17 protein-coding genes are annotated in these 18819 nt (G+C 66.5%); 8 read left to right on the top strand and 9 right to left on the bottom strand.

Going from position 1 to position 18819, the window contains the following annotated elements:
• The first annotated feature begins 122 nt into the window (after positions 1-122).
• A complete protein-coding gene (locus tag ACSQ22_RS08095) occupies positions 123-500 on the top strand; it encodes a hypothetical protein (protein ID WP_228894763.1) in 378 nt (125 codons plus the stop codon).
• Positions 501-511: 11 nt separating this feature from the next.
• Here ACSQ22_RS08095 and ACSQ22_RS08090 read toward each other — a convergent pair whose 3' ends face one another.
• From ACSQ22_RS08090 to ACSQ22_RS08075, 4 genes are all read right to left on the bottom strand, one after another.
• On the bottom strand, positions 512-1192 hold the full coding sequence (locus ACSQ22_RS08090) for a hypothetical protein (RefSeq protein WP_436129991.1): 681 nt from the start codon (positions 1190-1192) through the stop codon (positions 512-514).
• Positions 1193-1227: 35 nt separating this feature from the next.
• Positions 1228-2265 (bottom strand): MlaD family protein, encoded by a 1038-nt coding sequence (locus ACSQ22_RS08085; RefSeq protein WP_436129990.1) that lies wholly within the window; start codon positions 2263-2265, stop codon positions 1228-1230.
• A 59-nt stretch (positions 2266-2324) separates the two neighbouring features.
• Positions 2325-3125 carry an MlaE family ABC transporter permease gene (locus tag ACSQ22_RS08080; protein WP_121506797.1) on the bottom strand — a complete coding sequence of 267 codons (801 nt, stop codon included), beginning with the start codon at positions 3123-3125 and terminating at the stop codon, positions 2325-2327.
• Positions 3126-3320: 195 nt separating this feature from the next.
• Positions 3321-3782 carry a Cd(II)/Pb(II)-responsive transcriptional regulator gene (locus ACSQ22_RS08075; RefSeq protein ID WP_055393445.1) on the bottom strand — a complete coding sequence of 154 codons (462 nt, stop codon included), beginning with the start codon at positions 3780-3782 and terminating at the stop codon, positions 3321-3323.
• A gap of 70 nt (positions 3783-3852) precedes the next feature.
• Here ACSQ22_RS08075 and ACSQ22_RS08070 point away from each other — a divergent pair, with 70 nt between their 5' ends.
• Complete coding sequence (locus ACSQ22_RS08070) at positions 3853-4500, top strand: cation transporter (protein WP_121419714.1); 648 nt, start codon at positions 3853-3855, stop codon at positions 4498-4500.
• A gap of 3 nt (positions 4501-4503) precedes the next feature.
• Entirely contained in the window at positions 4504-5379 is an 876-nt protein-coding gene (locus ACSQ22_RS08065) for a DUF3703 domain-containing protein (RefSeq protein ID WP_436129989.1), read from the top strand.
• Positions 5380-5418: 39 nt separating this feature from the next.
• Here ACSQ22_RS08065 and ACSQ22_RS08060 read toward each other — a convergent pair whose 3' ends face one another.
• Genes ACSQ22_RS08060 through ACSQ22_RS08045 form a run of 4 tightly spaced genes read right to left on the bottom strand, consistent with a single transcriptional unit; the run spans position 5419 to position 10166 of the window.
• Positions 5419-6012, bottom strand: a complete 594-nt coding sequence (locus tag ACSQ22_RS08060) for a DUF2894 domain-containing protein (protein ID WP_121419713.1) — start codon at positions 6010-6012, stop codon at positions 5419-5421.
• Positions 6005-6664 (bottom strand): OmpA family protein, encoded by a 660-nt coding sequence (locus ACSQ22_RS08055; RefSeq protein ID WP_055393450.1) that lies wholly within the window; start codon positions 6662-6664, stop codon positions 6005-6007. Before ACSQ22_RS08055 ends, ACSQ22_RS08060 begins: the two co-directional genes overlap by 8 nt.
• The gene (locus tag ACSQ22_RS08050; RefSeq protein ID WP_436129988.1) at positions 6661-9339 is read right to left on the bottom strand and encodes a DUF802 domain-containing protein; all 2679 of its coding nucleotides are present in this window, start codon (positions 9337-9339) and stop codon (positions 6661-6663) included. Before ACSQ22_RS08050 ends, ACSQ22_RS08055 begins: the two co-directional genes overlap by 4 nt.
• Positions 9336-10166, bottom strand: a complete 831-nt coding sequence (locus tag ACSQ22_RS08045) for a DUF3348 family protein (protein ID WP_436129987.1) — start codon at positions 10164-10166, stop codon at positions 9336-9338. Before ACSQ22_RS08045 ends, ACSQ22_RS08050 begins: the two co-directional genes overlap by 4 nt.
• A 323-nt stretch (positions 10167-10489) precedes the next feature.
• On the opposite strand from ACSQ22_RS08045, the gene ACSQ22_RS08040 reads away from it, so the two are divergent.
• Positions 10490-11149, top strand: a complete 660-nt coding sequence (locus ACSQ22_RS08040; protein WP_121419710.1) for a YitT family protein — start codon at positions 10490-10492, stop codon at positions 11147-11149.
• A 27-nt stretch (positions 11150-11176) separates the two neighbouring features.
• Here the strand turns inward: ACSQ22_RS08040 and ACSQ22_RS08035 are convergent, their stop codons facing one another.
• Positions 11177-14725 (bottom strand): EAL domain-containing protein, encoded by a 3549-nt coding sequence (locus tag ACSQ22_RS08035; protein ID WP_436129986.1) that lies wholly within the window; start codon positions 14723-14725, stop codon positions 11177-11179.
• A gap of 198 nt (positions 14726-14923) precedes the next feature.
• Between ACSQ22_RS08035 and ACSQ22_RS08030 the strand changes: the two genes are divergently transcribed.
• The 4 genes from ACSQ22_RS08030 (at position 14924) to ACSQ22_RS08015 (ending at position 18818) form a co-directional block, all read left to right on the top strand.
• The gene (locus ACSQ22_RS08030) at positions 14924-15406 is read left to right on the top strand and encodes a hypothetical protein (RefSeq protein ID WP_228894749.1); all 483 of its coding nucleotides are present in this window, start codon (positions 14924-14926) and stop codon (positions 15404-15406) included.
• A gap of 103 nt (positions 15407-15509) precedes the next feature.
• The gene (locus ACSQ22_RS08025; protein ID WP_436129985.1) at positions 15510-15968 is read left to right on the top strand and encodes a hypothetical protein; all 459 of its coding nucleotides are present in this window, start codon (positions 15510-15512) and stop codon (positions 15966-15968) included.
• Positions 15969-15982: 14 nt separating this feature from the next.
• Positions 15983-17434: a TolC family protein gene (locus ACSQ22_RS08020; protein ID WP_436130210.1), complete on the top strand. Its 1452-nt coding sequence runs from the start codon at positions 15983-15985 to the stop codon at positions 17432-17434.
• A 1-nt stretch (position 17435) separates the two neighbouring features.
• The gene (locus ACSQ22_RS08015) at positions 17436-18818 is read left to right on the top strand and encodes a multicopper oxidase family protein (protein WP_436129984.1); all 1383 of its coding nucleotides are present in this window, start codon (positions 17436-17438) and stop codon (positions 18816-18818) included.
• Position 18819: the final 1 nt, after the last annotated feature.

Genomic DNA, 18819 nt, shown 5'->3' with positions numbered 1-18819 from the left:
GTGCATGAGGTGGAGTGGTTTAGTACGCCTACTCGCCATGGGTAGCAAAAAGCATAGCATCGGAGTACCATCTGGCGCTGCGCACCGGGATTTTCGGTGGCAATCCAGAATGGAGGACGATCGTGACCACACGTTTTCGAATCTCTGCAAGTCTTTTTTCTGCTCGCTTCTTCGCGCGGCCTGTGGCGGCGACAGCGCTGCTGGTGGCGATGGGGGGATGCACCAGCCCGAGGGATGGCTCACTTGAAGAATTCGCGCGCTGGCATGACGGTGCGCGCGCCCAGGCCCAGGCCGGGGCGCTGAGCTGGAGCGAACTCTACAAACAGAGTTTTGACCGCCTGACCGCCCTGCCGCCCTCGTTGCAACAAGACACGCGCCTGGAAAACACGGTGCTGTTGTTATCCACCGCCCGAAAATACGAAGCCAATGAGATCACCGCCCAGCAGTTTGCGCTGGAGCGGGAACACATCGAAACGCAATTGCAGGCACGCCTGCGCTAGCCGTTCGCGCCTCAGCGCTGCGGCGCACCCTGCTCCACGATGGCAATGCGCCGACGCAGCGCAGCAGTGGCTTGCTGGTCGCCCGCAGCTTCAGTGCGTTGCGCCTGCACACTGAGCCAAGCCATCAAAGGTCTGCGCCAGCCCTGGGCAGAGGCTGTGTCAGCAGCGATAGCGATCACCGCCGGGCTGGCGCGCCCCGACTGAAACAGCACCCCAGCTGCCACGAGGCGCGACAGCGGGTCTTCCAAAGCGGGCAACGCAGATGCATCGCCCGATGCAGCCACCTTGCGCTGCGCTTCGGGCAGCAAGCCCACGTCCTGAGGCTGTACTCGCCCCCCCAGATAGTCGGCATAAGCGCGCTCGGGCGCGGCGGCGTCGGCGCGCAGCGGTTCAAAGCGCTCGCAGGGGCCAGGTACCAAGCTGGCGACCTGCGCAGCGCAGCGCATCAGTTCCAGACGGGCCAGCAGGTCTGGGCGCCCCGTGCGGGCCACTTCAGCCCGGGCGCGGTCCCATTCGAGCTGCTCGACGCGGGGGTTGCCCGACAGATAGGCTTCGAGGGCCTTCTGGGCTGAGCCTTGAGCGTTCATCTGCCAGTCGGGCACGGGAAGTTTGCTGGAGCATGCGGACAACAAGGCCGCCGCAACCACCACAGCTCCCAGCAATGACACCCACAGTGGCCTGGCCAGGTGCATGGGCTTCGAAGGGAATGCAGAAACTGAAAAGGGCTTCATGGCAGCTTGAGTTCCGTATCCCGCGCAAAAGGCCATTTGCGGTTGATTTCGTTGACCAGGCTTTCCACCTTGCGCAGATTGCTTTCCACCTCGGCGCGCAAGGCCCCCAGGTCAGTGGTGGCTTCGCGGGCATTGGCGCCAATGGCCTGGGCTTCCACCAGCACCGCATCCACCTTTTTCAGGCTGGTGCGGGTGTCGGCCAACAAGTCATTGAGCTGGGCCACGGTGGCGCGCACCTCAGGTACCAGCGCTTCCTTGCTGCCTTCGGCGCCAAATACCTGTTTGTCAGCCCGCGCCGCCATGCCATCCAGGCGCGCCAGCAGGGCATTGGTGCGGTCGAGCGTGGCAACAATTTTCTTCCCATCGGCCTCGTTGCCCATCAGCACTCCCAGCATGCCGCCGGGGCCATTGAGGCGTTCGGTGAGCGCCTGCACATTGGTCAGGCTGCTGCCCAGGGCAGCGTCCTGCGCCGTGAGCGCATTGAGGTTAGACAGCAGTTCGCGCGCCGAGGCCATGAGCTGCGGGATTTCGGCGGTGGCGTCGCCACGCAGCACGGGGCGCACGGCACCATCGGGCAGGAGCTTGTCGTTCAGCATGCCGGTGTAGGCGCGGATGTTGGTGCCACCCACAATGCCCCGCACCAGTGTGAACACGCTGGATTCACGCAGCCAGTGCGCGTCCTTGCGGGGCACGTCCACGATGATGCGGGCGTTGCCGGTTTCGGCCAGTTCGATGCGGCGCACGCGGCCAATGGGGAAACCCGAGAACGTCATGTCCATGCCCACCACCACGCCTTCAGAGTCGTCGGCCGTCAACACCAGGGTCTGCGTGGGCTCGAACGCACCACGCGCATACAGCAGGTACAGGCCCGACCCGACGATGAGGGCCAACGTGAACAGCAGCAACGCCGCCGCCTTGATCTCCAGGTAAGCCACCGGGCGCAGGGTTTCCACGGGCGCCACGTCGGTGGCAGGAGAAGCCGGGGCTGGCCCTGGGGGCGGCGTTTGGCGGGCGTTGTGGTTCTCGTCGTTCATGGTGCCGGAAGGTGGGTCGCCGTAAAGGGATGGTGTAGTCGGGTGTCAGCAGACATCGGTCAGTAGTAGTTGCCCATGAGCGAGGCCACCTCGATCATCAGCAGCACGGCAAACATGCGGGCCAGGCCGCCCAGCTCTGAATCGGGCTGGGTGCGATCGCCCGTGTCGTACAGGCCTGCCGCCATGGGGATCAGCGCTACGGCCAGGCTGAAGAACACGGTCTTGAGCGCGAACACCATCGTCACGCTGGGCGTGAACACCTGGCCAAACATGCGGGTGTAGCTGGGCAACCCCGCCAAGTTGAAACCATACACCCCCAGGTACGCCAGCACCAGGGCCACCACACAGCTGAGCGCGGCGAGCGTGATGCAGGCGAACACTCCAGCGATCACGCGCGGCAGAAGCTCGATGCGCACCGGGTCCGAGCCATGGGCGCGCAGCGCATCGAACCGTCCGGTTTGCCGCAGGCGCGTGATCTGCGAGCCATTGGGGATGGTGCAGCGCATGGCCACGAACAGCGCCGCCGTGAGCGGGATCAGCTCCAGCACCAGCACGCGGATCACCATCTCCAGTGCATAGCGCGACAGGCCATAGCTGAGCGCCGTGACCACCACGATGCGCGTGAGCACCAGGCTGATCAGGGCAGCCAGCACTGTAAAGCCGAGCAGCACCGGGGCGGTGTCGAGATACAGGTGGCGCGCCAGCGCCTTGCGCGTGCCCTTGCCATAGCTGGACGGCGACAACACCAGCACCAGCACCACCGCCCCCAGATACAAGATGCGCCACCAGGCGACCGCCCAGCGCCGCGCGGTGTTCCACACACGTTCGGGCAGGGAGAGGCCGGGCAAGCGCGAAATCATGGTCGGATCATAGCGGGGCACTCACAGAGAGCGTTGACGGTGGACTGCCATAGAAATTTTTCGATGTTTTTGGCATCTAGCGCTTGATAGACAAGCGCAAACAGCTATTATTTTTATAGCATTTTCAAACGCAGAAGAAACAGCTACTCACATCCTTGTGAAAGCTGGTGCTTGCAAGCGCCCACGGCAGCCGGGCTACACATGCCGCTTTGCCGCAGCGGTGGCGAACGGCACAGCGGGCTGCGCATCCGCACGCGCGTGCAGGGCTTCGATGATGTGACAGTGGGCATCTGTCCCATCGCAGCGGTTGCGCAGCGCGAGCAGGTCGGCCTCCAGGGTCTGCAGCTCTGCCAGGCGGGCACGCACATGCTGCAGATGGTCATCCAGTGTGTCGCGTGCGGCGTCGCAGTCTTCTTTGCGGCTCCAGTCCAGTGCCAACAGGGTTCGCACTTCATGCAGCGACATGTCCATGGCACGGCAAAGTCGGATGAAGCGCAGCTGGTGCACGTCCGCGCCGCTGTACAGGCGGTAGCTGTTGTCGCCCCGCACGCCGGGGGGCAACAGCCCCTCCTTCTCGTAGTAGCGGATGTTGGCGGCAGACACCCCGGACTGCAGGGCGGCCTCGCCAATGCGAAACTGCACAGCGTTCTGATCCATGGCTTGACCTTCAAGTGACTTCAAGGTTTCCAATCATGCCATCGCTTTCAAAACTGCACGGAGAACCCCCATGTCTGCCCACTGCCACGACGACCATTGCGCCACTGGCCCTGCCGCCGCCGACCCGCGCTACCGCCGCATCTTGTGGATAGCGCTTGTCGTCAACGCTGCCATGTTTGTGGTGGAGCTGGGGGCGGGTACCCAGTCGGGTTCGGCATCGCTGCTGGCCGATGCCATCGATTTTCTGGGGGATGCCGCCAACTACGGCCTGTCGCTGTGGGTGCTGGCCATGGCCCTCACTTGGCGCGCCCGCGCCGCCCTGGTCAAGGGGGCCAGCATGCTGGCGTTTGGCGTGTTCGTGATTGGGCGCGTGGCCTGGGGTGCGTGGCAAGGCACACCGCCCGAGCCCTTCACCATGGGCAGCGTGGGCCTGCTGGCGCTGGCGGCCAACCTGGGCGTGGCCGCCCTGCTCTATGCCTACCGGGAGGGCGACGCCAACATGCGCGGCGTGTGGCTGTGCACCCGCAACGATGCGCTGGGCAACCTGGCGGTGATGGGCGCGGCCCTGGGCGTGTTGGGCACCGGCACCGCCTGGCCCGATCTGGCGGTGGCGGCCATCATGGCAGGCCTGGCCATCAGCGGCGGCTGGAGCGTGATACGCCACGCGCGGCAAGAGCTGGCCAGCACCACCGCACAGCCACAACCGCAAGGGCACTGATCCATGCGCGTGCACCTATCGACTCCGTTGAGCGCCCCGCCTGAATGGGTGGCTGCGCAGCTGCAAAGCACCGCTGTGTTCCGCCACATCACCGCGCCGCTCATCCAGTTTCACCCCGCACGGGGCACGGAATGGCCCACGCACTGGGCTCCCGGCGAGCTGGCGCTGCACATGCGGTTGCTGGGCGTTTTGCCCATGGGCCCGCAAACCGTGCGCATCTCCATCGAGCCGGCTGCACAAAGGGGCGGCTGGCCCACGCTGCGCGACAACGGAGAAGGCGTGCTCATGCGCCGCTGGGACCACCGCATCACCCTGCAGCCCCTGTCCGATGGCCGCACGCTGTACACCGATGACATCGAGGTGATTGCGCGCCACCTGCCCTGGCTGATGACACCGCTGAGCGCCCTGTTTGCCCAGGTGTTCTACCGGCACCGCCAAAGGCGCTGGCGCCAACTGGCCGCGCAGCATGTCGCCGGGGGCTCCGCCCCCACCGCGCTACACAGGCGCGCCGCGTTCAACCACCTGCTGGCCAGCTTTGCACGCCAGCCTGACGCGCCCCCCGCCCAGCGCTGGCGTTGGCTGGAGGCCGCCCACGTGCTGGGACAGACCTCATTGCCCCTGCACTGGCGGTCACACACCGCCATGCTGCGCTACGCCCTCGCACTGGGAGACGCGCGCGAGGCCACCGGCCAGCTGCTGCGGCTGGCCCTGGTGCCCCTGGGGCACCTGCTGGCGCGGCTGCCGCTGGGCAACATCGGGCGCTCCCACGTGAGTGCTTTCCGGCCCATGGTGCCAGCGGCAGAAGTCACTGTGCTGATGGACCAGGCGCTGGAAGAAACGGCGATCCGCCCCGTGCAGCCGGGCGACCACGGCGTCTGAAAACTGCGCACCCGGCTTCCCCAGTCGCAGCCTGCGCACTCAGTGCTTGGAGGAGCGAGCCACACGACCTGGCTTGAGGGGTGCCCTGGCTGGCTTTGCAGCGGCCTGCTCCAGCCACAGCAGGCTGTCCATCTGCGATAAAAAATGCCGCAGGTAGTCCGGCGATAGCGACCGCATCAAGGCCAGGGAGCGCAGCATGAGGCGGTGCGCATTCAACGGTCCGGCGTTTTCCGGCCCACGCGTGAAGGCCTGGGCCACCTGTTGTTCCGCAGCAATCTTGGACCAGACTTCGCTGAAGCGGCGCACGCTCTTCATGTCCGACACACTGGCGCCACCGCCCACCAGCACGCTGTCTGCGTCGGCCTGGGCGCGGGTACTGAGATCGCGGTTCAGTTGCGCCAGTGCAGATGGTGCACCGGCTGGCGCTGTGGCGGCCAGTGGCTGGCGGGGAGGTGTCCGGGTGCGCCTAGCGTAGTCCACCAAGGCGGCCTGCAGCCTGCGGGCCAGCACCTGCTGTACGGCGGGGGGCTGCGCAGGCAGGCGCGCGGCCAGCACCTCCAGATACCGAAAGCGCACCGGGTCGTGGTGCTGCGCGCCTTCGGCCCGCAGGGACTCCAGGGTGGGCTCACTCATTGCGGGCGGGCTTGGCCTGGGCAGCGCGGGGTACGGGGGCCATCTCCACGCGGCGGTTCTGTGCCCGCCCCTTTTCGTCGGCGTTGTCTGCCACCGGCTGCTCGGCGCCAAAGGCCGCAGCAAACACCTGGGACGAGGGCATGTCCTCTTCGATCAGGGCGCGGGTCACGGTCAACGCGCGCTGGGCCGACAGCTCCAGGTTGTCGGCAAAACGCTGGTGGCGCCCTTGCAGCAGCGTGGTGTTGTCGGTGAACCCGCTCACCATCAGCATCTCGTCACGTTCGCGCAGGTACACCTGCAGCGGCTGCACCAGGCTCTGGAGCAGTTGCCGGCCTTCAGGGCGCAACTCGGCAGAGCCTGCCGCAAACAGCACGCTGCCGCTGATGCCGATACGGCCTTCATTGACCGTAACGCGGCCGCTGGCCAGCGGAATCGCCAGTGCTTTTTCCAGCGCCATGCGGCGCTTTTCTTCCATCTGCCGCTTTTCCACTTCCTGCTTGAGGCTGGCCACCAAGTCGATCTGTACCACCAGCACGCCCACCAGAATCAGCACAAACGCACCCAGCAAGCCCGCCATGAGGTCGCCAAATACGGCCCACACCGGGGCCGTCTGTTCGGTGGCATCGTCCAGCGTGTCGTCCAGGCCGGTCACGCGGCGACTCCCTGCACCGCTGCGGCCATCTGCCCGTTGAGGCGGCGCAGGTCTTCCACGATGCCCTGCTGCGATGAAATGCTCAGGTCGATCACCTCGCGGGCCTGTGCCACGTAGTAGGCAAGCTGCTCATCGCTGCGGCTCATGGACTGGCCAATGGCGCCTTCGATGCGCTGCAGGCTGTCCATCAGCTTTTCGTTGCTGGCCGTGAACAGCTCCACGCCATGGCCAAAGGACTCACCCAGGCTCGACAGCTCCACCGCGCTGGCGGCCACGTGTGCCGACACTTCATCGACCTTGCCCGCCTGCGCGCCGAGCGCCTGGGCAAACTCCTGCCCCGCCTGCTCCAGCACCGAGGCCGCAGACCCCACCAGCGATTCAATGGCCGCGCGCTGCTGCCCGGCGGCTTCGTTCACCGATTGGAGCAACACACCCAGCTGCTCCATCATGGCCGTGCGCTCTGCCAGTGCCGCGTTGTCGCGTTCGCTCAGGTGGGTCATCTCCTGGCGCAGCTGGGTGATCACCTCGGCCGCGGCCTGCGGCACATCCGACGCCGTCTGCAGCAATCGCGTGAGCGGGGCTTCCAGCGCAGACCCCAGCGTGGCCAGGTGCCCGGCCACGGCGGCCTGCAGCGCATCGAGCCGCTCCACTGCGGCCTGGCCGCGTGCCGCCTCGGCATCCCGCAGCGCCACCAATTCCGTGCGCCACACGCCCGCGAGCGCATCCATGCGCTGGGCCTGGGTGTCGGCCCATCGGGCTTCGGCCTCTATGCGGGTGTGCAACAGTGCGTCCGACTGGTCCATCAACTGGGCGGCACCGACCAGGGCATGGTGGACCTGCTCGGTCATGCGCTCGGTGAGCTGCGCCGCAGCGCCCTCCAGCGCCTGGCACACGCCGCGCTGATGCTGCGCCGTTTGTTCGCCCACCTGCTGCCATTGCTCCGCCAGTCGGCTGGCCATGCCCTCCATGGACTGGCTCCAGCCCGCAAGGCGCTGCTGATCCGCCGCTGCCTGGTCGGCCAGCGTTTTCTCCACCGTCTGTTCCAGCGAGGCCAGCAGCGCCGTGGTGCGCTGCTCGAAGGCCTGCGATGCCGTCTGCAGCGACTGGTCGAGCTGGGTGGCAGCGCCTTCCAGCGCCAGGCACACGCCCTGCTGGTGCTGTGCGGTTTGCTCGCCCACCTGTTGCCATCGCTCCGCCAGTGTGCTGGCCATGCCCTCCATGGACCGGCTCCAGCCTGCAAGGCGCTGCTGGTCGGCCGCCAACTGGGCCGCCTGTGATTGGGCCACAGTCTCTTGCAATGAGGCCAGCAGCGCCGTGGTGCGCTGCTCAAAGGCATGCGATGCCGTCTGCAGTGACTGGTCGAGCTGGGTGGCAGCGCCTTCGAGCGCCTTGCAGACGCCGCGCTGCTGCTGCGCCGTTTGTTCACCCGCAAGCTGCCATTGCTCCGCCAGTCGGCTGGCCATGCCCTCCATGGACTGGCTCCAGCCAGCAAGGCGCTCCTGGTCGGCCGCCAGTTGGGCCGCCTGTGATTGGGCCACAGTCTCTTGCAACGTGGCTAGCAGCTTCGTGGTGCGCTGCTCCAGCGTCTGCGTGATGGACTGCAGCGCGCTGCCCAACTGCACCGCCTGCTGGTCCTGCGTCTGCGTGTGGCGGTCCAAGGCCTCAGTCCAGGTGTCCGCCACCTGGCGGGCCGTGCCCTCCCATTGGGCCGTGAGCGTGCGCACCTGCACGTCAGTGGCCTCGCGCAACCGCTGGTGCGAGCGCTCGGCCTCTTGCGCCAGCGTTGCCATGGCCTGCTCCACCACCGGGCGGATCGTCTCACCCGCCATGCGGGCGCTGGCGCCCAGGCTGTCGTGCAGGGATGCCCCCACGGTGGTGGCCAGCTGGGTGTAGGCCGCTGCCGCCTCGCGGTGAAACACCTGCTGTCGGTCTTGCAATTGGCCGTTCAACTGCTCGTGGCGGCGCTCCAGCCCTTCCATCAGGCCTTGCAGGCGCTCTGCAATCAGCGGCATGGCCTGCGCCTGGGCCTGCAGGGCCTCGAACATTTCCTGGCGCCGGTGGGCCGCCGAGAAGGGGCGCAGCTCACTGGCGATGCGGGCATCCAGCATGCGCAACGCTGCCAGCCGTTCGCGGCGGCACAGGGCGGACATCAGCCCCAGCATGGCCGACGCTGCCACCCCGGCCACCGAGGTGCCAAACGACAGACCCAGCCCCTTGATGGGCGCGGCCAGCGCCGCCCGGATCGACTCCAGGCTGGACGAGGCCTCCAGTGCGAAAACCGCGCCATTGAAGGTGACCACCATGCCCAGAAAGGTGCCCAGCATGCCCAGCATGACCAGGAGCCCCACCAGGTACGGCGCCAGCGCAAGCCCCGGCAGGGGCACACGCTCCCCGTCGATCCGCTGGCGAACCGGGTTGCGCAAAGACGAATGCAGGCGCTCCAGCCAGCCACCCAGGTCCTCCAGGGGCTGCTGCCCCAGCCCGGCCAGCGCAATGGACAGCGACGAAGTCGCGGCCCGGAACTGCATCAGCTCATAGGCTCCCACCACGTAGACGGCAGCAATCACCACCGTCATGGCCAGCGCCAGAGGGCTCGACCCGACAAACCCCCATCCCACCCAGCCCACCACCGCCAGGCCCACCGCAAAGATGGCGGCCATCACACTCTTGTTCATTCGATCATTCCTGTTACCGGTTCCGAGGTCTTCGTGGTTGTGGGGGGACGGTGGGTGGTGCGGGGACGGGAGTCATGGCTCTGCGCCGCTTCCAGCAAACCAGCAAGGGGCTCCAGCCGCACCTGCAGCTCGGCCAGCAGCAGCGCCCGCAGGTCCTGCTCGAAGGCAAACAGCCAGCCGCCCGGCAGCGCCCAACGCTGCGGCTCATCGTCTCGCCCTGCAGCCTCCAGCTGCTGCTGGTGGGCTGCGCGCAGATGGGACAGGCGCCGCTCCAGATGGCCGGGCAGCGACGCCCACAGCCTTTGCTCACGCGCACCCAGCATCTGGTCCATCACCGCATCCAGCAGGGCCAGCCGACGCAGGCCCTCGGGGCCCATCGACAAGCTCTGCCGAATCAGTGCGCGCAAGGCAGCCAGTCTGGCGTCCATCTGCTTTTGTAGCGCCAGATAACGCGCCGCGTGGACTGCAAAATCTGCCCCGGCCTCGGGGTCCGGGCCGTCGACAGGGGTGTTGTCGGCACGCTCGCGCACGGGCTTGGCGGGCGCGGCCTTGGCCGTGACCAAGTCCGTCAACTCGGCCCGGGTGGACTGAAGGCTGGCCTGCAATGCGCGCACATCCACCGTCCCCCGCCCCAGCGTAGTGACAGCCGGGGTTTGCCTGGACTCCAGAGCATGCAGCGCCCGGCTGAGCTTGACCGCATCCACGGTACTGAGCCACTGGCTGAGTTGCTCCGCCACATCCTGGCGCGCCGATCCACCTTGTGGCTGCGTCCATTGCTGGAGCAAAAGCACAAGTCTGGAGCTGTTGAGTCGGTGGGGCTGGTACATCAATCTGAGGCGTCCATGGCACCGGCCCCCCCGAAGGGTGGCGGGCGTCAGGGAGCAGGTCCCCGCAATGGGCAAAGCCCGCTATTTTCGCAGGAACGCTGCCGCCCCAGCCCCACATCGCTGTGCGTTGCAGGTGTTACATCTAAAGCAGATTGCAAGAATCGGCCAAAAAACAGCCAAGGAGCGACCAGTTTTCCAGGACCGAAGCCCCCACAGACACGCCGCTTCTTGACGGCGGACAAGTCCGGCACAGGGCTTGCATGGTCCAATCTGCGACTCTTTCCCCTGACCGGCACCCGCCGCCCTGCCCGCCTGCGCTCACCATGTCCAACCCGCCTGCACCCCACGCCCCTTCCCTGCCAAACCCTGCGCAAGTGGCCGCTCCTGTGGTGGTGCCGCACACGCTCACGGAAGATGCTGTGGCCATCTTCACCGGCGTGCTGCTCATTTCCGTAGGGGTTGCTTTTTTCACCAGCGCAGGCCTGCTGACCGGGGGAACCGCAGGCCTTGCGTTCCTGTTGCACTACGCCACGGGTATCGGCTTTGGCAAGATTTTCTTTGTGCTGAACCTGCCCTTTTACTGGCTGGCCCTGCGCAAGCTGGGGCGCGCATTCACGGTCAAGACGTTTATTGCCGTGCTGCTGTTGTCGCTGCTGACCGAACTGCAGACTCAATTTCTGGAGTTTGCGCAGTTGCAGCCGCTGTATGCGGCCGTGGCAGGTGGGTTGATCACGGGCACGGGGTTTCTGGTGCTGTTTCGCCACCGTTGCAGCCTGGGGGGCGTGGGCATTGCCGCGCTGTACCTGCAGGACCGGTACGGATGGCGCGCCGGCAAGATCCAGATGGCGGTGGACTGCTGCATCGTGCTGCTGGCGCTGTGGACGGTGGAACCCCTGCGCGTTGCCTGGTCCATTGCCGGGGCCGTAGCGCTCAACCTGGTCCTGGCGATGAACCATCGGCCCGGGCGCTACATGGCGGTGTAAGCCGGGCCAGAACACACGGGCCAGAACTCAAACAGAGGCTGCCCGTGCCTGCAGGTACTGTTCCAGCACCCCGATAGGCACCGGGCGGCTGAACAGGTAACCCTGAAAGAGCGTGCAGCCGTGCTTTTCCAGAAACGCCCGCTGCGCGTCCGTCTCCACGCCTTCGGCGATCACGTCGATTCCCAGGCTCTGCGCCATGCCGATGATGGTCTGCACGATCAGCGCATCGGTGTGCTGAATGCCAATGTTGCGCACAAAGCTCTGGTCGATCTTGAGCTGGTCCAGCGGCAGACGCGTGAGGTAGGACAGCGATGACTGCCCCGTGCCAAAGTCGTCCAGAGAAAACCGCAGACCCAGGGCGCGCAATGCGTTCATCTTCGCGATGGTGTCGTCCACGTTGTCCAGCGCCAGGCTTTCCGTCAGTTCCAGCTTCAAACGGTCGGGCCGCGCACCGGTTTGCAGCAACACGGTGCGAATCTGCTCCATGAAATCGGGCTGCCGGAACTGCCGCGCGCTCACGTTCACGGACAACTGCAGCTGTTCCGTGGTGGGGTTGCCCTGCCAGCGGCGCAACTGAGCACACGCGGTCTGCAATACCCAAAGGCCTATGGGCAGTATGAGCCCCGTTTCTTCGGCCAAAGGGATGAACTCATAAGGGGGGACCGTGCCGCGCTCCGGGTGTTGCCAGCGGATCAGCGCCTCGGCCCCGACAGGGCGTACGCCGCAGCCCACCTGGATCTGGTAGTGCAGCAAAAACTGCCCGGCAGCCAACGCAGTGCGCAGGTCGTTTTCCAGTGCAGCGCGGGCAGAGACCGCCGCCTGCATCATCGGATCAAAGAACCGGATCGCGTTGCGCCCCGCTGTTTTTGCGGCGTACATGGCCAGGTCGGCGTGTTTGACGACGTCTTCCACCGTTTGGCTTTGGCCGCTGAACAGCACGGTTCCCACACTGGTCGTGCTGTGCACATGGTGCAAGGCAAGCTGGTAAGGCTGGTTCAGGGCGGCAAGTATTTTCTCGGACACATTCTGGGCCTGCTCAGCCGCGTCGGTGCCAAGCGCATCCAGGTCTTCCAGCAGCACCAGAAACTCATCACCGCCCAGGCGGGCCACGGTGTCACCTTCACGCACGCATCCCGACAGGCGCTGCGCAACCTGCTGCAGCAAGACATCGCCCATGTCATGGCCCAGTGTGTCGTTCAGGGTCTTGAAGTGGTCCAGATCGAGGCACAACAGCGCGCCATGCAGGCCGGTGCGCGCACTGGTGGCAAACGCCTGCTGCAGACGGTCCAGCATGAGGCGGCGGTTGGGCAGGTGTGTCAGCGGGTCATAAAAGGCCAGATGCTCGATCTCGCGCGCGGCCTGGGCACGCTGGGTGATATCGCTGAGCGTGCCGACATAGTGGGTGACTTCGCCCCCATCGTCCGTGACGGCTGTGATGCCCATGAAGTGGAGGTTGACCGCCCCGCTTTTGCAGCGGTTCCAGATTTCGCCTTTCCATTCACCGGTGTCCGAGAGGCTGCCCCACATGGCGTCGAAAAAGGCCTTGTCATGGTGGCCCGAAGCGAGAAGGCTGGAACGCTTGCCCACTGCATCTTCCGCGCTGTAGCCCGTAATTTTGGTGAAGGCCCTGTTCGTGCGCAGGATGACGGTCTCTCGGTCGGTGACGATCATGCCCTCCTGCGACTCAAACGCAATGGCCGCAATGCGCAGTTCGTTTTCATCGCGCTTGCGCGCCGTGATGTCCTTGCCCACGCCCCGGTAGCCGCAAAATGTTCCGTTCACGTCAAAAATGGGTGTGCCGCTCACCGAAAGCCAGTGCAGCTGGCCCGAACGGTCTTTGCGCTGGAACTCGAAATCGCGGAACTCCTGATGGCGTTCCAGCAGCTCGCGGTGCTCCTGCCAGCGGGCTTCGCTCACCCCAGGGCCTGCCAACTCCCAGCGCGTCTTGCCCATGTACGCGGCCGCCTCCTGCAGCAGACGGTCTTTGTCGCTTCCGTCCACATGGGTCAGGCGGAACTGGGCGTCCTGTTCCCAGTACCAGTCAGACGACAAGATGGTCAGGGTGCGAAAGCGCGCTTCGTTGTCTTCCAGTTGCTTGCGCACGCGGTAGGCCTCGGTCACGTCGCTGAACACCAGCACGACACCGACAATCTGCCCCTGCGCATTGCGAATGGGCGCCGCGCTGTCCGCAATCTGATATTCGGCACCGTCCCGCGCGAGCAAGGTCGTGTGGTTGCTCAGCCCCACCACCTCGCCCTTGGCCACCACCATCCGCACCGGATCGACCACCGGCTCCCGCGTGCTGGCATTGACGATGCGAAACACGTCCGTCAGCGGCTTGCCCAGTGCCTCGGGCAACGGCCAGCCTGTCAGGCGTTCGGCCACTGCATTCATGCGTGTGATATGGCCCTGCGCATCCGTGGCCACCACCCCATCACCAATGGAATGCAGCGTGATGGACAGGTTTTCCTCACTCTGGCGCAACTGGGCCTCGGCGCTCTGGCGCGTAAGCGCCATGCGGTCAAAACGCTGACCCAACTCGGTCAACTCTGCCAGGCCGGTGGCGAGGGGCTGGGGGGCATAACGGCCCAGAGCCAGTTCGTCGGTGGCGTCCAACAGGCGCCGCAATGGTTTCATCACGCCCCGCCGCACGCCCTGCTGGGCCAGCAGGAAAGACAGCGCAAGGCCAGCCAGCAAGAAGGCCACCTCGGTCCACATGTTGCGGTTGGCCGTGGCGTAGAGCTGGTCCAGTGGCACAGCCAGACTCATGGTGGCAACCGTTTTCCCACCCGACTCTATGAGCGGCTGAAACACCATCAACTGGTGTGATCCGGCCGCATTGCTGCGCTGAAGCACCCCTTCGGCAGAGCGCTGCAGCGCCGCGCTGAAATCTGCATCGGCCAACTGTGTTCCGAGTTCGGCACCATCGGGCGGGAAACGCGCCACCACGCGCCCATCGGCGTCGGTCACACGCGCCACAGCCCCGGGTGGCAGGCCCAGGTCGGCAAGCCGCAGGCTCCACCATTCCAGCGACACCACGGCCACTGCAGCGCCCACCACCTCCTGGCTGCCCGGCGGGACCACAGGCACCGCAAAATTGACGCTCGCCACCTGGGCAGCCCGGTCGATCTGAAAAGCCCCCACCGAGAACTCCCGGGCGGTGATGGCGTGCTGGAAATAGGGCCGATTCGCCACGTTCACGGGCGCCTTCAACGGGCGGGCATTGCACAGCAGGTCGCCACTGGCCTGTGGCACACCAATGTTGACGTAAGTGGCGTTAAGCGACAGCACCTCGGCCAGGTACCTTCCACACTCGGGTTCCGCCGGCCGGTGCACCGAGGGCATGGCCGCAAGCTTCTGCAGAAAATCGCGGGTGTTCTGAATCAGGCGCTGCTGGCTGGCTGCCACGGCCCGCAGCGTGCCCAAAGCCTGGTTCTCTGCGGCGGCGATGGCGTCCATGCGGTGCGACCGTGCCTGGTAAACCGCCAGCAGCACGGCGGGCAGGGTCGCCACCAGAACCAGCCAGCGGATTCGCGCAGACAACGTACTCCAGGTTCCCACCAGCCAGGAAGGCATACCGACCTTTCGTCTTGCACAGTCATTCCAGGCACCGCAGGACCAGGAGATGCACCGAACGCATTGTTACATCGTAAGCCGAACCGCCCTACATCTGCACCCCCATTTGCCCGCAGTGCCTGGTGGCCGCCCCAAGGGCCGGGGGCCGGAGATGTAACCTTTTGGGAACCTTGGGGCGTGCCGCCGTATCATTGGGACATGCGTCGCGGCCTCTATTTCGTGTTGATGGTGGTGCTGGTCCTGCGGGGACTTACCGGCACCGCCATGGCCGCCGGGGTCTTGCCGCCCCTGCTTCCTGCTAGCGCGCCGCATGCGCAGGAGCACAGCCACGTGGTGGCAGCCGAAGCGGCATACCCTACCTCACAAGAGCACAGGACTGACCAGGCCACAGAGGCCGTGGCTGCAGAAATGCAGGAAGGCAGTCACACCATCGCCCATCACGATGACCATGCCGTGCATGCTGCTGCGGCATCCGCGTGTGATGGTGAACTGGTGGGGTGTGCTGCACACGATCACCACTCTGCCGCATGTTCCGCCTGCGAAATCTGCCATTCGGCAATGCTCGACGCCGCCCCGGCAGCGTCGTGCGCTCTCCGCCGCCCGGGCACCGCGCTGCCCACGGCGTCTGCACGGTTTGACAGTGCGCCTCCCGCACTGACCATCAAACCACCCATCGCCTGATCTCCAACGCCCGAAGTGCGTCTGCCACAGCCTGAGCCCCCCTGAAACAGGGTGGCCCGGGCGGTAGCGCAACACCTTTTTCGTCCGTTGTCTGGAGATCGCCATGCGCGCGCCTGCTTCATTTCCGTATCCCGCTTCATCGCCCCCGCGAACCGTCTGCCTTGTGCTGCTGGCACCGCTGCTTTCGCTGGCCCAGGGCCTTGCTCCCACACCCAGCCATCGTCTGGCACCGGCTGCCGACGCTGCCCATGTTGGTGCCTCGACGGCTCCACTGGCCCACCCCGCCCTCGTCCCACAACCCCCATTGCCCGGCGCGCCCCCATCGCCCCGGTCATGGCGCGAGGCGCACGAGGCGGTGGCTGCCTTTCCCAGGGGGCATGCCGACATCGTCGCCTGGGAGGCTCGGCAGAGCGCCCAACCCGCCACACCCCCGTCCACCGTCGAAGAGCAAAAAAGCCCCCACCGTCATCACAACGGACACCACGGCAGCAGCAACAACGGCCAGTCCGCTTCACCCACGCCGATGCACCAACGCCACCACGCACCGGGAGGCAAGCCATGAACCTCCCCGCCCAAATGCCGCACATTTCTCCACACCTTTCCCCACGCCTGTCTCCGCGCCTTTGCCTGCTGGCCGCTGCAGCCGTACTGGCCGGTTGCGCCAGTGTCTCGCCCGATGGCCTGCGCGGTGACGTCGCCACTCTCGCTGCGGGCCGCACCGGGGGCGTGCAAGCGAGCCTGCCTGCAGCGGACCCTGCCGCCCGCGCCTCTGCAGAAAAATCCGTCGAAGGCTGGCTGGCACAGCCCTTGACACAAGACGCTGCCGTGCGCATTGCCCTGCTCAACAACCCCGGCCTGCAAGCCCGCCTGGCCGCACTGGGCGTGGCCGACGCTGAGCGCGTGCAGGCCATCACCCTGCCCAACCCGCACCTTGCACTGGGGAGATTCACCAACAGCCACGAGCGCGAAATCGAGCGCACCCTGGCCTTCAGCCTGATTGACCTCATCACCCTGCCCTGGCGCACCGCGCGCCAGGCCGAGCGCCTGCAGATCGCGACGCTGCAAGCCGCGCAGGACGTGGTGACGCTTGCTGCCGACACCCGCCGCGCCTGGCTGCGTGCCGTGGCCGCGGAGCAAATAGCCGCCACCCACGACCGCATGGTCGAGGCGGCCGACGCCGGTGCCGAGCTGGCCCGCCGCATGGTGCAGGTGGGCAACTGGAGCCGCCTGCAGCAGGCCCGCGAGCAGGCCGTGCTGCAAGAGGCCACCCGCCAGCGCGCCCGCGCCCGCCTTGCCGCAGCCACCGAACGCGAGCAGCTCAACCGCCGCATGGGCGTGTGGGGGCTGCAGACGCAGTACCAGCTGGCCAACCAGCTGCCGCCCCTGCCCGCCAGTGCCTTGCCCGCGGAGGGCATCGAAGCCACCGCGCTGCGCGAACGGCTTGATGTGCAGGCGGCCCGCCGCCAACTCGACACCCAGGCCACCCGGCAGGGCTGGAGCCGCGCGGGCGCGGTGTTTGGCGACATCGGCCTGGCGTACAGCCGCAACACCGCCACCGAGCGCGAAAGTGGCCACCGCGACACCACACGCGGCTGGGAGATCGAGCTGCCCCTGCCCCTGTTCGACTGGGGCGGCGCAGCACGCACCCGCGCCCAAGCCGAGGTAGAGCAAAGTGCCGCCCAGCTGCAGGACACCGCCGTGCGCGCCCGCAGCGAGGTGCGCGCCGCCTGGCTCACCTACCGCACCGCGCTCGACCTGGCACGCCAGCAGCAGGCTGAGGTGGTACCCCTGCGCCAGCTCATCAGCGACGAGACCACCCTGCGCTACAACGGCATGCTGGCCAGTGTGTGGGACATGCTGGCCGAAGCGCGCAACAGCACCCAGGCCGTGGCCAACGCCATCGAAGCACAGCGCGACTTCTGGCTGGCCGAGACCGATCTGCAGCTCGCACTCACCGGCACATCGCCAGGCGCCCTGCAGGGCCTCGCATCGGGCCCCGCAGCCTCCACCACCCCACGAGGCCACTGACATGAACCGCCGCAATTTCTTCTCCGGCGCCGCCACGGCAGTGGCCGCAGCCTCCGTCAGCCGCGTGGCCCTGGCCGCGCTGCCCGAGCCCGCCATGCAGTCCAGCGCCGACACCGCGCCGCCGCAGCACCCGCCCACGGGCCGCCCCTACAACCCGGTGGTCACTTTGAATGGCTGGACCGCCCCCTGGCGCATGAACGCAGGCGTCAAGGAGTTCCACCTGGTGGCCGAACCCGTGGTGCGCGAGGTGGCGCCCGGCTTCATGGTCAACATGTGGGGCTACAACGGCCAGAGCCCCGGCCCCACCATCGAGGTGGTTGAAGGCGACCGCGTGCGCATCTTCGTCACCAACCGCCTGCCCGAGCACACCACCATCCACTGGCACGGCCAGCGCCTGCCCAACGGCATGGACGGCGTGGGCGGACTCACCCAGCCCGCCATACAGCCCGGCAAGACCTTTGTGTACGAGTTTGTGGCGCGCCGCCCCGGCACCTTCATGTACCACCCGCATGCCGACGAAATGGTGCAAATGGCCATGGGCATGATGGGCCTGTGGATCACCCACCCGAAGGCCGCGCACCCGCACATCGCCAAGGTGCAGCGCGACTACGCCTTCTTGCTCAACGCTTTTGACGTGGAGCCCGGCAGCATGACCCCCAAGGTCAACACCATGCTGGACCACAACATCTGGTGCTGGAACAGCCGCGTGTTCCCCGCCATCAGCCCGCTGGTGGCGCGGCAGGGTGAGCGCGTGCGCATGCGCATAGGCAACCTCACCATGACGAACCACCCGATTCACATCCACGGCCACGAATTCGAAGTGACCGGCACCGACGGCGGCCCCGTACCCAAAAGTGCGCGCTGGCCCGAGGTGACCACCGACGTAGCCGTGGGCCAGATGCGGCAGGTCGAGTTCATTGCCGACGAACTGGGCGACTGGGCCCTGCACTGCCACAAGAGCCACCACACCATGGGCGCCATGGGGCACGACGTGCCGACCATGATCGGCGTGGACCACCGGGGCCTGGTGGGCAAGATCCAGAAGATCGTGCCCGACTACATGGTGATGGGCGAGCGCGGCATGGCCGACATGGGTGCCATGGAAATGCCGCTTCCGGACAACACCTTTCCGATGATGACCGGCACCGGCCCCTTCGGCCCGTTGGAGATGGGCGGTATGTTCACCACCCTCAAGGTGCGCGCCGACCAGCCTGCGGGCGATTACCGCGACCCTGGAGACTTCAAGCAACCTGCGGGCACGGTGGCCTACGAATGGCAGGGTGCCCCCGCCAGCACACCACGCCCCGCCCGCGCAGACACCCCAGGCACCGCGCCCGGCGCAGCGAGCGCACGCAAGCCCGCTGCCAGCGGCCACCAGCACTGAA

It is taken from the genome of Acidovorax sp. LjRoot38, assembly GCF_964252975.1.
Taxonomy (GTDB): Bacteria; Pseudomonadota; Gammaproteobacteria; order Burkholderiales; family Burkholderiaceae_C; genus Acidovorax; species Acidovorax facilis.
Note: the sequence above shows the minus strand (reverse complement) of the source record. Positions and strands in the feature narration are given on the sequence as shown.